The sequence below is a fragment of the Solitalea lacus genome (assembly GCF_022014595.1).
In the GTDB taxonomy this organism is placed as follows: domain Bacteria; phylum Bacteroidota; class Bacteroidia; order Sphingobacteriales; family Sphingobacteriaceae; genus Solitalea; species Solitalea lacus.
In genome coordinates this window covers 1,002,694-1,015,909 of sequence record NZ_CP091740.1, presented here as the reverse complement: position 1 = coordinate 1,015,909, position 13,216 = coordinate 1,002,694, and the positions used below count along the sequence as shown (strand labels likewise).

Sequence of the window (13,216 nt, the reverse complement as noted above, 5' to 3'; positions counted from 1 at the left end):
ATGGATTTATCTTCTATATTTCAAATTGCGAGTACTTTGGCTTTAATAGGCTGGATTATGTTAATAGTAGTTCCCAAATGGAAACAAACTGCAATTTTAGTTTTCAACTTCATAGTAATTTTATTTTCCATTGCATATCTAAGTATTATCATTTTAAATTTTGATAAATTTAGTATGAACTCGTTCTCCACACTAGATAGCGTGGCCTCGCTATTTGAAAATAGAAGCTTACTGTTAGGCGGATGGATTCATTACTTAGCTTTTGACTTAATTATTGGTTTGCTTATAACCGAACATGCTCTGAAAAATAATTTCAACGGACCATTATTGATTTTGTGCCAATTACTTACATTTATATTAGGACCAATTGGCTTTTTAATTTACTACATTACCAATGCCATTAAACAAAAAACCACTGCTCCTAAAATAATTGAGATTGCCGAATGATCATTGTTAATTTCTTAGGCGAGATTAATCATCGAAACAGAACACTTTACCTGTGGGGACTCTTTTACGTCCTGCTTTTTTTCTTAGCCCTATTAACCTCATTATTTGATCATAGACAGCTATTGGGTATTAACGTTTGGGTTAAACCCAGCAAATTTGCTATCTCAATAGCCATCAACATGTTTACAATGGCTTGGTTAACTTATTATTTGCCCGATAAACGGACCGTAAGAGTATATACCTATACAGCAGTGATTGTGTTTCTTATTGAGATATTTGCAATTTTTACGCAAGCAGGGCGTGGTGTAATGTCGCATTTTAACATTTCAACCAGGATTGATGCGCTTATATTTCAAACCATGGGGATAGCCATTGCCATTAATAGCCTGTTTGTTTTATACTTCTGCGTATTATTTTTTATTAGAAAAACATCCCTCCCCCAACCGTTTTTATGGGCTATCCGATTGGGCCTATTATTTTTTGTAATTTTCACTTTTGAGGGTTTTGTAATGGCCCTACAATTGGCCCATACAGTTGGGGCTCCAGACGGGGGTCCAGGCTTACCTTATCTGAATTGGAGTAAACAACATGGAGATTTAAGAATTGCTCACTTACTTGGTATTCATTCGATTCAACTTTTACCCCTATGTGGTTGGTTAGTAGGTGAATCGAGCAAAAGCTTCTTTACCCGCTTTGGCACTCTTTTTATTATCCTCTTAGCCAGTTTATATTTATTATTTACTATTTCTACTTACCAGCAAGCCATTCAGGGTATATCAATTACACGGTTTACCTTTTAACTTCTTGTGTCTTTGTACATTCTTTCTTTATCAGCATCAGTTATTACAACCTCTTTTTTCTCAATCCACTCTGCGTAATCATTAGGATGTAAATCATTCCCAAACATTTGAGCATAAACTTGTGTAAACTCAGCACCCAGGTACAAGATCACTGCTGAATAATAGACCCATAATAATGTTAGAATTAAGGAACCCGCCGCCCCATAAGCATTTGAAATGGTATTAATTCTTAAATACATGCCAATTGCAAATTTGCCAATCATAAACAGAAAGGCTGTTACAAAAGCGCCAATCCAAATATCTCTCCAGTGAATATGAGCATCCGGCAAAACCTTAAATATGATCGCAAACAACCCGGCTGTTACAAAAAAGGTTATTACCAAGTTCACTCCATAAATAAAATAAAGTTGGCCAAAAGGCAATAAATCAGACAAACGATTAATAAACGTTTCAATAAACCCATTCAAGAGCAATGAAACCATTAGAATAAACCCCAAACTGATAATCATTGAAAATGAAACTAATCTATTGATCAGGATCTTCAGCCAACCTTTTTTCCCCTTTTGAGGTTTAAGTCGCAAACCCCAGATTTGATTAATCGAATCCTGAATTTCACTAAAAACCCCGGTTGCACCAAAGAATAATGTTACAATACCAATTACAGTAGCAATGGTGGCATTTTGCGTAATAGCTACATTTTTCAACGTCGATTCAATTAGTGCTGCAGGTTTGTCACCAACAATTCCCCTTATTTGCTCAAAAACTGCACCTTCAATGGCATCTTTTCCGTAGAAAATATCACATAATGAAATAATGATCAACAGCATTGGTGGCAATGAAAAAACAGTATAATAAGCTAATGAAGCACTGAGTTTCATTATTTTATCCTGCTGAAATTCTAATACCGTTTGCCTGAATAAGCGACTTAAGTTTTTATATCCTTTTTTGAGCATTATTTCATTAAAAAGTTTCAGGTCATGAATAATTATTGCACTAAATATCTACCACTTTTTAAAAGCAAAGAAAACAGCAAGAATGATGAGTGCAAAGGCAACAAAATGATTCCAGGCAATTCTTTCGGTTTTAAAAAGCAGCGTTGTAAAAAGCAAAAAAATGGAAATTGAAACTGCTTCCTGAATCACCTTTAATTGCAACAAATTGAACGGACCTCCATTATGGTTAAATCCAATTTTATTGGCAGGCACTTGAAACATGTATTCGAACAAAGCTATCCCCCAGCTTATGATGATAATGGCAATAAGTCCAAGATTTTTGCTCCATTCCATTTGGCTAAATTTCAAATGCCCATACCAAGCAAACGTCATAAAAACATTCGACACTGTAAGTAAGCCTATCGTTTGCAGTTCTTTCATCCTTATAATCTATCTAAAACGAAGTTGACAATCTAATACCCGACTGATATGCTTTTCCGGCCATCCATGAGAAACCGAACTCAGCCCTAAACATTAACCTTTGTAAACCTAAGTATACTTCGGCATAATTCTTCAATGAATCAGTATTCAAATAATTAGTTCCAACTATTTCTTCCAATCTTAGTTTTCTCAACAACGGTATTTTGTTCATAAAAAACCCCGAAAAATTATGTTCAACATGCCCTTCCAAATAATAATTATTTGTACTATGCTGATAATAATCCAGAAAACGGAACACGTTTGTACTACTTCCCTCATAAAAGGTAACCCGACTGCCTTTGAAGTGTTTATAGTCCATAAACCATATGGACTTATTACTTAAAAATTTACCCGTACCTACACTAAATGCCACATTTCCAAGCAGACCTAATCGAATACCGCTATCATACAGGCGGGCATTTATAGAATGGAAATCAACATCTGAGCCCAACACAGGTAATCCGCCTCTATAATTCAACGTCAGTTTTGGCCATTTGCTGCCTACATAAAATTTTCCATCAGGGCGGGTAATGTACTCTGAACCGAACATAATGGTGGCACTCATTGAAATTGTCAAAGCCTGGTTCTTTTCAAAGGCCGGATTATTATTTAAACCGTAATATGGATTATTGGCTGTAAAAGTTATAGCTGAGTCTTGTTTGAAAGAGTAATAATTTGTGTTTACTAAAGGTAAGCGGTTGGCATAGTCAGCTAATACATTAAATTGAACGCCATTAAACAGTTCCTGACTAAAAGAAACACTTGCAAACTGCCGCTCATACAATTTCATGTAATTAGTACTCTTAACAAGGGTATTATACGAATTGATCAACGGATTAATTGAGCCTAGTGAATTAAAATCAACCACATCGGTTCCTGCTTTTATTGCAATAGAGCCTAATTTAACCGGATTAAAACTATAATAAACCTGAACGTTTCCGTTTAAATGTCTATTGCTAAACCCGTAACGCAACTCTGGAACAATAGCAAAGTTTTGACGGCTTTCGTAATTTTTCCTAAACGAACCTCTAAGGGTTAAACATACGCCTTCAACTGTATTAAACTGCAAGTTATCAGGCAACAGAGGTGACAATTGCCAGTTTTGTTTTTTATACCGCTGTTGGTAATTATATCCCCCTAAAACAAGCGAAAAAGGCTTGAATTTATTGTTTTTTCTATCAATGGAATCAAGATATACTACTGATTTGCGCAACGTTTCTAAACTGTCTTTTCGGATGTAGTCTATTTTTTCCTCTGAAGTTAACGGTATAGGTCGTGCCTGAGACCAATACAATGAATCTTTTTGGTTCGATTCTTTGGCTACATTTAACACTTCACCATTAAAAAAACCTTCGGGATGCTTAGGGTTAATTTCGTAGTTTTTATACACTCCTATGTAATCTCCTCCGAACTTAAACCCTAGAAGCCCACCGTTAAAACTAAACTTTTGCGATGCTAACATCCATACTTCCTTGTTGGCAGGATAAAATTGCTGACTGATAGTTAAACTGTCAAGAACCCTTATTTGAGCGTCTTGAGTAAGCAAAATATCCGTACTATGCAAGCGCCAGCTATCCTCCAATATGTAAACAAATCCTCTGAACACCGGGTCATTTTTCCTTCTCGGAATGAGTTCAATTTTATTAATCAATAAGTTTCCTTCATAAGATGTACCCACTAACCTGTACTTATAGTAAAACAAAGCATTATCAGCAATAGGTGAAACCAAGCCACGAGGACTTAAATGCCCAACCTCTACCAAATTATCGTAAAGATTAATAATTAAGTCTGATGCCCGATTAAAACTGAAGCCATTGCTCCGACCGCTAACTTTGGAAGAAATCATCTCCTCACGAACTTTGTTTGGCCGTTGGAAATTAAACTTTGATTCTGACTCTGAAAGATAGATTACCCCTTTTCGATTTGAATCCAGGCCAATTTCTTTTCCAACTTGATCAACATCAACTCCTAAAAATTTTTTGGGAGCTCCGCGTAAACGTTGCAAACCTTTAATATAAACATCACAAGAAAAGCCTTTTACTTCATTTAAATGCTGCTTCCTTTTTTTTATGGCATTTCTGATAACCTCATATGCAGGATCTTCTTGCTTCGCACTTACTCTTATCTCATTTAAAACGAATACTTCCTTTTGTAGGTTTATATTTAATACTACGTCCTCATCTTTAACAACAACTGTTCTCACTTCCTGCTTATACCCGACGGCCCTAAATACTATCTTATGAGAACCTGAAGTCACTTTCAAAAAATAATGACCATCAGCATTAGCCATAGTACCTGTTGTGGTGTTTTCGAGATAAACATTAACAAATGCCACCGGTTTACCCGAAGCATCAGTCACTCTGCCGGCAATAGAGGATGCCAGTATAGTTTTTGAAACGAAAATTAACAGCAACGGTAGAATATACTTTGTCATATAACTTTGATCGGGCGCAAATTACAAATTTTAACTTTGGCCACTAATCACAAATAACGGCCAATTGCTAGGTTTATTTCTTATTTTTGTGCTTCGCTAAACAAATACTATAAACACATTATGTACGAAACACTTAAACCTGTATTAGAGGCTGAGCTTAAAGGTATTGAGGAGGCCGGATTATATAAAAGGGAACGAATTATTACTACTCCACAAGGTGCAGATATTAAAATTACCGGAGGTAAGGAGGTAATTAACTTTTGTGCCAACAATTACCTTGGCTTATCATCACATCCGAAAGTAATTGCAGCGGCTAAAGAGGCAATTGACTCACATGGTTACGGCATGAGCAGTGTTCGTTTCATCTGCGGAACTCAAGATATTCATATAGAACTTGAAAAAAAGATTTCAGAGTTCTTAGGTACAGAGGACACCATTTTGTACGCTGCGGCCTTTGATGCAAACGGCGGTGTTTTTGAACCATTGTTTAATGATCAGGATGCAATTATCTCTGATGAGCTTAATCATGCATCAATTATTGACGGCGTTCGTTTATGTAAGGCGGCTCGTTTCCGTTATAAACATAACGATATGGCTGATCTTGAAGAGCAATTAAAAGCTTCACAAGACAAGCGTCACCGTATCATTGTTACAGATGGTTCATTCTCTATGGATGGCACCATTGCACAATTAGATAAAATTGCTGACTTGGCTGATAAATACAAAGCCTTAATCATGGTTGATGAGTGCCATTCTTCAGGCTTTTTAGGCAAGACCGGCCGTGGAACACATGAGCACTGCGGAGTAATGGGTCGTATAGACATTATTACCGGCACCTTAGGCAAAGCTTTGGGTGGAGCATCAGGAGGTTTTACTTCGGGCCGTAAAGAAATAATCGACATGCTTCGCCAGCGTTCACGTCCTTATTTATTCTCTAACACATTAGCTCCAAGTATTGTTGGTGCCTCTATTGCCGTATTGGATATGTTGAGTGAAACAACCGAATTACGTGACAAATTAGAGTTTAACACCAAATATTTCCGTGAGAAAATGACTGATGCCGGTTTCGATATCAAGCCAGGCTTACACCCTATTGTACCTGTAATGTTATATGATGCACCTTTGGCTCAAAAATTTGCTGAAAAGATGCTAGAGGAAGGCATTTATGTAATTGGATTCTACTATCCGGTTGTACCTCAAGGCAAAGCTCGTATTCGTGTACAAATTTCTGCCGGACATGATGTTAAACACCTTGATAAAGCTATCACCGCATTTACCAAAGTAGGTAAAGAGCTAGGTGTAATTAAATAGACAATAGAATAAAGACAAAAGACATTGAATTCGTTCTTTGTTCTTTTGTCTTTTATCTTTGCACCCATGAAAATTTTCCCGCTCCACGAAGGGTCCTTCTCTGTAGATTCAAGCAAAAAATTTATTCCGTTTAATCCGGAACTTCATAATCCTAAAGATCGACCAGGATCACTTTTTATTTACGTTCAACCATTTCTGGTTCAAACTCCAAATGATCTGCTATTGATTGATGCCGGTTTGGGAGTAAGAGAAGCCAATGGCGAATTGCAGTTATACAACAACATTCGCAAAGCCGGTTTTCAACCTGATGATGTAACCAAAGTATTGATGAGTCATTTGCACTATGACCACTCAGGCGGGATGATGTATGAAGAGGATGGCAATTGGAAACTGAGCTTTCCGCATGCTGATTATTATGTACAACGTGGAGAAATGGAAACCGGATTGGTAAAACAATCAAAATCCTATAAAGCACCGGTTTTAGAGCATTTATGGCGCACACCCAACCTGCATCTAATTGAAGGAAATGGCAAAATCACCGACGAAATCAGTTTTGAACTAACAGGAGGACATTGCGAATTTCATCAGGTATTTTTAATTGAGGCCGATGGAGAAAAAATATTTATGGGTGGTGATATATTACCTGAGCCGGAACAATTAATTCGAAAATTTATTGCCAAATACGATTTTGACGGCCGTAAAGCCATGGAACTTCGTGAATATTACGGCAAACGAGCTGCAGAAAACGATTGGACCTGTTTATTTTATCATGCTAAAAGTAAAGCTGTTGGCAAGGTAAAATATGAAAATGGCAGCTTTTCCATAATTTAAGGCTCTTTGTGCAGAACAAAGAACCTTAAATTCCACTATTCTTTCTTTCCTCCTCCCATCATGGGATTTGACATAATGTTATACCCCTCAGAACTAAAAACCGACTCTGGAGGTATTCTTTTTTGTATATCTTTAATTAATACTGTAGCCTTAGATCCCTTTTTCTTATCAACTACAACGGTTTCCAAAGATGGCCCTTTAAAGTATTTAGCGTAATGTCCTAAATTGTTCATCCCTCCTCCTTTTGCCCCCTTCATATTTACAAACAATTCTTTCAGGTCGAAATCCATATCCTGAGCTACCCATAAATCTATTACTGCATCTTCTGTTTCGGAGATAAATTTCTTACATGAATGCCCATCAATAGTTTTCGATTCATTTGTTTCAGTAATCTTAGGTGGATTCTTCTCCATTATTACATCCTGCAGCTCCTTAGTTTTCGATTTAAACCCCATTTTGTTGCCATTCATGTCCATTAAAATCAGACCCTCCTGCGTGGAATAATCGTAAATCATTCGCATTTTTCCACCCTTCATCTGCTCTGGCGACATTTCTGTTGCTATTTTTTTGTCTTTGTAGTAGCACATCATTTCGATCGGTTGCTTCATGTTGTCACCCGTAATAATCATTTTAAAACTGCCTGTAAAAACCTGAGCCATAGATGTCGCTCCCACAAGCATGAGTAGTAGAATTAGAGAAAAAGACTTTTTCATAAAATAAACATTTGATTATCTGAAAATTACAAAGAAAATATTGATAAACAGAAACAAAAAAAGCGGCCACAAGGACCGCTTAGATAAACTTTTTGCTTTAATTATTTAGCAGCTACTAATGCAATTTTCAATGTAAAATCATCATTGATAGCTTTATCGCCTAAGTTAAAGAAACTTGCTGAACCGTATTTAATATCAAACTGAGTACGGTTAATAGTTACATCAGCAGCAGCAACAATAGAGTTTTTAACTTTCTTAATTGTTGCAGGGAAAGTAATTGGTTTAGTAACACCTTTAATGGTTATGTTACCATTGATCTCATATTTATCACCGCCTAAAGCTTTTGAGTCGGTGATATCTAACTTGGCTGTAGGAAATTTATCTGTACCAAAAAAATCATCATTTTTCAAATGACCTACAAATTTAGCGTTATAATCAGCGTTTGTAATATCGATACAAGTAATTGAGGTCATATCAACAATAAATGAACCGCCATTTACTTTTTTACCATCAAACAAAAGAGTACCGTTGGCAAATTTGATGTTTCCACTATGTTCACCAGTTACTTTTTTGCCATTCCAAGCAATAGAGCTTTTAGATACGTCCACTTTAAAGGTCTCGCCTGCTTTTTTCTCAGGAGCTGTAAATGCAAACAAAACTGTTGCAACGACTAGTGCTAATACAGAAGTTAACTTTTTCATATCGGGTTTTCTATTTTTTTTAATCTTAACGGAACAAATATAATGTTAAAACATTATTTGTTGCAACAAACATATTGTATTTTTTACGTTACACTTATTTATTTGAGAGAACTTCGATAGATAGAATTATTACTACAGTTCAAAAGTAGAAATTGTTTTTACCTGTCCTAAAAATTGAAAAAGATTTTACACTACATAAAAAAAGCAGCCTATAATAGCTGCTTGTAACGATTATGCTTTCTTATTATTGACGACGGGCAATCATCTGAGTCACTTCAAGTTCAAAATCATCATCAATAGCTTTATCACCAATATCTTCAACGAAGTTTGCTGACCGATATTTAATATCGAACTGAATACGATTAATTTTAAACTTATTAGTAATTACAGCAACAGCCCCACCATTATCAGAAATGGAAACAAATGCAGGAATCATCACTTCTTTGGTAATGCCTTTTACTGTTAGATTTCCGGTTACAGCATATTGATTTTTACCCAAATGCTTTGCCTTGGTAATTTCAAATTTAGCCGTAGGAAACTTATCAACCGCAAAAAAATCATCTGATTTAAGGTGACTAACCAATTTTTGATTGTAATTAGGGTCTTTCAAATCAGAAACAGTGATTGATTTCATATCAAACTCAAACGTTCCACCAGCCAACTTCTCATTTTTCATGGTTATATACCCTTCTGAGAGTTGCAAGGCCCCCGAGTGCATTCCGGTAACCTTTTTACCAAACCAAACAATATTAGTTTGTGAAGGATCAATTTTATACGTTACAACGTCTTTGTTAGTTGCTGGAATAAAAGAAAATGAAACAAAGGCTATCAACGATAGGGTAAAAAAAAGAATCTTTTTCATTGTGTTTATTAATTTGGATTAACGTGTTTCAAAAGTGAATACAGGCTTGCAATTTAACAAACGTTACCAACTAGTAAAAATGTACATACGATGAAAATGATTTTAATGGATATTTATTATTTGATCTTATTTACTATTTTACGTCAATATCTAATCCAGCGCCTCAACTTCATAAAACCTTGTTTTTTAATGTTTTCCAGGTTGATAAAGGGTGCACTTTTGTTTTTTTCCTTATTACTATTAAATTTTCAGTTTACGACCGCTAAACCGGCTCAATCAAGAACGCCCTTTTATCTTTATGCAGATAGTTCTTTAAAACTAAATGCGCGGCAGGCTTTTGAATTATTTAAAAACAATAAGTTCAGGAAACTTGAGAGCAATGAGCTGAATTTTGGCTTTACTCATTCCGTTTTCTGGTTGGTATACTATCATACTAATCCCGAATCCTATCTATTGCAAATTGGCAACAACCAGATTAATTCCATTGATCTCTACTTCGTCAACGATAACAATTGCGCCCTTAGCTACCGTTCAGGGGATTTCTTTCCTTTTGCCCATCGGCCTGTAAAAACTACTGAATTCACTTTCCCACTTGAGAAAAAAGGTTATTATATCGCACGAATAGACAAACATAATGAGTCTTTGCAATTATCATTTAATGTTGGCCCTGCAGCCACGATCCTAGAAAATGCTATGGAAGACACGGCCGTTATCGCGGTTTTATCAGGCATGATCATATTACTCGTTTTATTCAGTGGTTATCTCTCCATATTGTCGAAGGATATTTTGTATTTGTACTATATTTTATATGCCAGCACTGGGTGGCTTTATGTATTAGCAAATACCGGTCATGGATTTGAATACATTTGGCCCAACTCAACCTGGTTTGCAAGTCGGGCCCGGCCGTTATTCGGAACCTTGCCGATTCCATTCTCTATTTTATTTGTAAAACATTACTTAGGGTGTATTAATGGCAAAATCTTGCGTTTTATGTTGCAATTTATCATGTATATCTCATTTGTTGCTTCAGCAATCATAGCATGTACCTCGACCATATTCATGCATTCACCAATTTGGCTTTACGCACAGTACAGTACACCATTATTGGCTGCCGTCTTTATTATCCTAACATTATATCTAATCATCAGTCAATCTATACAAGGAAACAGATTAGCCATTTTCTATTTGGTAGCCATTATTCCAATTTCCATCATGATTGTTCTATTCATAGGATTTTACTCTGGAAGTTATGGCACCGAAAATGTATTTATCGGTCGTTATGGCCTAGCAGTTGGTTTTATATTAGAAGTAATTATTCTGATGGCCGGACTTGCCTATCGCTTTAATCGATTTAAAGTGGACAAAGAACAATTGCTAATTGAAATGAATAAAAAGCAAGCAGAAAATACGCGCATAATTATGAATGTGCAGGAAACAGAGCGAAATCAAATTGCAAATCAATTACATGACATTGCGGGATCTCTATTATCAGCTGCTAAGCTGAATCTGTCTTCCATTCGCGAGAAAAATGGCTTTCATAGTGTAGAAGTGATTCAAAAAATTGAGAAAGCAGAAGAAGCAGTTGGGATTGTATCCGATACAGTTAGAAACCTTAGTCACGCACTTAGCCCAGTTATGCTTTCGAAAGTTGGTTTTAAAACCTCGCTTGAAAAAATCATTTCAATTTTCAACGCATCTGGAAAAATCAACATTGAATTGGCCATAATCGGATTTGAAACTTATAATGACAACCATGCTAATCTCTATACAAACTTATATAGCATTATTTATGAGCTATTAAATAATATAGCTAAGCATGCAAAGGCTAAAAATGCTTTAATTCAGGTTATTGAACATGAAGATATTTTTTCGTTAATGGTTGAGGATGATGGAATCGGTTTTGACCCCGAACTCTCCAAAAATCAACAAACACAAGGGCTTCATGCAATTAGTTCAAAAGTTAATTACTTTGAAGGGCATATTGAAATAGAGAGAAACTCGCCTCACGGCTCCATTATTACTATAGAAATTCCGAAGAAAGAATATGCAATATAAATTATTACTTGCCGACGATCATGAATTGCTGTTAGAAGGCCTTTGCTCCATTTTACGGGATTTATCAAATATCACCGTGGTTGCAACTGCAAAAAATGGCTTAGAGGTTATTTCAGGAATCATGCTTCATCAGCCACATTTAGTATTACTAGACCTGAATATGCCTACTTTTGATGGCATGCAATGCTTACAAAGCATAAAAAAAGATTTTCATGATGTTAAAGTTTTGGTTCTCACCAACTACAACCAACCCGAACTTGTTAATGAAGTAAAAAAACTGGGGGCAAACGGGTTTATGGTAAAAAACTCTACTGCTGCAGAATTAGCGTACGCAATTCAATGCGTTTTGTCAGGAAAACAACATTTTCCTACAGAAAACAAAACTGACAGTGTCATCAAAAACTCTGTTTTCTTCGATGGATTCTTAAGAAAATACCAACTCACCAAAAGAGAAGTAAATATTATCCTTCAAATTTGCGAAGGTCAAAACACCAAGCAGATAGCCGACAAATTGTTTTTAAGCGAATTTACAGTAAATACACACCGCAGAAACATTATGAAAAAACTTGATTTAAAAAATGTAACAAACCTAATTCTCTTTGCAAAGAATAACCAGTTAATTTAAAGTCAGGTTTTTATATTGTATTGGGTAAAAATAGTTTAACTGGAGACTTTCACTTATATAAAATTCGTAACTTAACAACTCCTCATGTTCAAGAGACGATGAAAGACATTTTCTCCGGCATTGCAAAAGAGTATTCTCAGTTTAGGCCGGGATACCCCGAAGAATTGTTTGATTTTTTACTCCAGCAAGTAAATAACCGAAAGCTCGCCTGGGATTGCGGCACCGGAAACGGACAAGTTGCTGTGAAGCTTGCTAATTACTTTGATCAAGTTTATGCAACCGATATTAGTGAAAATCAGCTTTTAAATGCTTTAAAAAAAGAAAATATAACTTACCAATGCGCAGCAGCAGAACATACTACTTTCAGTAATTCAACATTTGATCTTATTACAGTTGCACAAGCTATCCATTGGTTTAATTTTGAGCAGTTTTACACAGAAGTAAAGCGCACCTTAAAACCCAATGGAATTATAGCCGTAATCGGTTACGGCCTATTAAAAACAGAACCTCAAACCAACACCTTGATCAATTACTTTTACAACGATGTTCTTGGCTCCTATTGGGATGACGAGCGAAAATACATCGATGAAGGATATCAAACAATTCCATTTCCTTTTAAAGAAATAAATGCCCCTACATTTACGAACACCTACCATTGGACCAAAGAACAGTTTATCGGTTATTTAAATACCTGGTCAGCTGTGCAACATTACATTAGCAAGAATGGAGAAAATCCTCTAGATTTAATTGAAAAAGAGCTAAATTCTTTTTGGAAAAACGATGAAGTAAAAGCCGTCACTTTTCCAATATTACTTCGCATTGGAAAGTATGACGCTCCTAGTCACTCATCACCCAGCTAATGAAACAGGTGGTTATCCTGCATTTCCAAGTGTATCTACATTTAACTGGCGCGAAAAAAAAGAATCTATAATATTCGCAACAATGCTTAAAAGCAATAAACCCAAAAAAGTCATTAGCCTCAATTTCTAATGACCGCCATTAGAAATTAAGAGTGTTAACTTGTT

General features: G+C 35.8%; 13 protein-coding genes. 7 read left to right on the top strand and 6 right to left on the bottom strand.

Going from position 1 to position 13,216, the window contains the following annotated elements; genetic code table 11:
• The gene (locus tag L2B55_RS04340) at positions 1-447 is read left to right on the top strand and encodes an ABA4-like family protein (RefSeq protein WP_237849069.1); all 447 of its coding nucleotides are present in this window, start codon (positions 1-3) and stop codon (positions 445-447) included.
• Positions 444-1,247 carry a hypothetical protein gene (locus tag L2B55_RS04335; protein ID WP_237849068.1) on the top strand — a complete coding sequence of 268 codons (804 nt, stop codon included), beginning with the start codon at positions 444-446 and terminating at the stop codon, positions 1,245-1,247. Before L2B55_RS04340 ends, L2B55_RS04335 begins: the two co-directional genes overlap by 4 nt.
• Here the strand turns inward: L2B55_RS04335 and L2B55_RS04330 are convergent.
• Genes L2B55_RS04330 through L2B55_RS04320 form a run of 3 tightly spaced genes read right to left on the bottom strand, consistent with a single transcriptional unit; the run spans position 1,244 to position 5,093 of the window.
• Entirely contained in the window at positions 1,244-2,200 is a 957-nt protein-coding gene (locus L2B55_RS04330; RefSeq protein ID WP_237849067.1) for a YihY/virulence factor BrkB family protein, read from the bottom strand. The genes L2B55_RS04335 and L2B55_RS04330 overlap by 4 nt on opposite strands.
• A gap of 48 nt (positions 2,201-2,248) precedes the next feature.
• Positions 2,249-2,620: a DMT family protein gene (locus L2B55_RS04325; protein WP_237849066.1), complete on the bottom strand. Its 372-nt coding sequence runs from the start codon at positions 2,618-2,620 to the stop codon at positions 2,249-2,251.
• Positions 2,621-2,633: 13 nt separating this feature from the next.
• A complete protein-coding gene (locus L2B55_RS04320; RefSeq protein ID WP_237849065.1) occupies positions 2,634-5,093 on the bottom strand; it encodes a DUF5686 and carboxypeptidase regulatory-like domain-containing protein in 2,460 nt (819 codons plus the stop codon).
• Between the two features lie 120 nt (positions 5,094-5,213).
• On the opposite strand from L2B55_RS04320, the gene kbl reads away from it, so the two are divergent.
• Both kbl and L2B55_RS04310 read left to right on the top strand, forming a co-directional pair.
• Positions 5,214-6,404, top strand: a complete 1,191-nt coding sequence (gene kbl, locus L2B55_RS04315; protein WP_237849064.1) for a glycine C-acetyltransferase — start codon at positions 5,214-5,216, stop codon at positions 6,402-6,404.
• Between the two features lie 66 nt (positions 6,405-6,470).
• Complete coding sequence (locus tag L2B55_RS04310; RefSeq protein WP_237849063.1) at positions 6,471-7,235, top strand: MBL fold metallo-hydrolase; 765 nt, start codon at positions 6,471-6,473, stop codon at positions 7,233-7,235.
• 35 nt (positions 7,236-7,270) lie between these two features.
• On the opposite strand, the gene L2B55_RS04305 is transcribed toward L2B55_RS04310, so the two are convergent.
• The 3 genes from L2B55_RS04305 to L2B55_RS04295 form a co-directional block, all read right to left on the bottom strand.
• Positions 7,271-7,948 (bottom strand): DUF4412 domain-containing protein, encoded by a 678-nt coding sequence (locus L2B55_RS04305; protein WP_237849062.1) that lies wholly within the window; start codon positions 7,946-7,948, stop codon positions 7,271-7,273.
• 101 nt (positions 7,949-8,049) lie between these two features.
• Entirely contained in the window at positions 8,050-8,649 is a 600-nt protein-coding gene (locus L2B55_RS04300; RefSeq protein WP_237849061.1) for a YceI family protein, read from the bottom strand.
• 244 nt (positions 8,650-8,893) lie between these two features.
• Positions 8,894-9,511, bottom strand: coding sequence for a YceI family protein (locus L2B55_RS04295; protein WP_237849060.1), 618 nt, complete (start codon positions 9,509-9,511; stop codon positions 8,894-8,896).
• A gap of 90 nt (positions 9,512-9,601) precedes the next feature.
• Between L2B55_RS04295 and L2B55_RS04290 the strand changes: the two genes are divergently transcribed.
• From L2B55_RS04290 to L2B55_RS04280, 3 genes are all read left to right on the top strand, one after another.
• Entirely contained in the window at positions 9,602-11,566 is a 1,965-nt protein-coding gene (locus tag L2B55_RS04290) for a sensor histidine kinase (protein WP_237849059.1), read from the top strand.
• The gene (locus tag L2B55_RS04285) at positions 11,556-12,191 is read left to right on the top strand and encodes a response regulator (protein ID WP_237849058.1); all 636 of its coding nucleotides are present in this window, start codon (positions 11,556-11,558) and stop codon (positions 12,189-12,191) included. Before L2B55_RS04290 ends, L2B55_RS04285 begins: the two co-directional genes overlap by 11 nt.
• A gap of 98 nt (positions 12,192-12,289) precedes the next feature.
• Positions 12,290-13,051 (top strand): class I SAM-dependent methyltransferase, encoded by a 762-nt coding sequence (locus L2B55_RS04280; protein WP_237849057.1) that lies wholly within the window; start codon positions 12,290-12,292, stop codon positions 13,049-13,051.
• The last annotated feature ends 165 nt before the right edge of the window (positions 13,052-13,216 follow it).

Excerpts from the sequence above, each read along its gene's own strand:
- L2B55_RS04325 (WP_237849066.1), bottom strand. The coding sequence starts at position 2,620 with ATGAAAGAACTGCAAACGATAGGCTTACTTACAGTGTCGAATGTTTTT.
- L2B55_RS04280 (WP_237849057.1), top strand. The coding sequence starts at position 12,290 with ATGAAAGACATTTTCTCCGGCATTGCAAAAGAGTATTCTCAGTTTAGG.
- L2B55_RS04300 (WP_237849061.1), bottom strand. The coding sequence starts at position 8,649 with ATGAAAAAGTTAACTTCTGTATTAGCACTAGTCGTTGCAACAGTTTTG.
- L2B55_RS04330 (WP_237849067.1), bottom strand. The coding sequence starts at position 2,200 with ATGCTCAAAAAAGGATATAAAAACTTAAGTCGCTTATTCAGGCAAACG.
- L2B55_RS04310 (WP_237849063.1), top strand. The coding sequence starts at position 6,471 with ATGAAAATTTTCCCGCTCCACGAAGGGTCCTTCTCTGTAGATTCAAGC.
- L2B55_RS04290 (WP_237849059.1), top strand. The coding sequence starts at position 9,602 with ATGAAAATGATTTTAATGGATATTTATTATTTGATCTTATTTACTATT.
- kbl (WP_237849064.1), top strand. The coding sequence starts at position 5,214 with ATGTACGAAACACTTAAACCTGTATTAGAGGCTGAGCTTAAAGGTATT.
- L2B55_RS04320 (WP_237849065.1), bottom strand. The coding sequence starts at position 5,093 with ATGACAAAGTATATTCTACCGTTGCTGTTAATTTTCGTTTCAAAAACT.
- L2B55_RS04335 (WP_237849068.1), top strand. The coding sequence starts at position 444 with ATGATCATTGTTAATTTCTTAGGCGAGATTAATCATCGAAACAGAACA.
- L2B55_RS04305 (WP_237849062.1), bottom strand. The coding sequence starts at position 7,948 with ATGAAAAAGTCTTTTTCTCTAATTCTACTACTCATGCTTGTGGGAGCG.
- L2B55_RS04340 (WP_237849069.1), top strand. The coding sequence starts at position 1 with ATGGATTTATCTTCTATATTTCAAATTGCGAGTACTTTGGCTTTAATA.
- L2B55_RS04295 (WP_237849060.1), bottom strand. The coding sequence starts at position 9,511 with ATGAAAAAGATTCTTTTTTTTACCCTATCGTTGATAGCCTTTGTTTCA.
- L2B55_RS04285 (WP_237849058.1), top strand. The coding sequence starts at position 11,556 with ATGCAATATAAATTATTACTTGCCGACGATCATGAATTGCTGTTAGAA.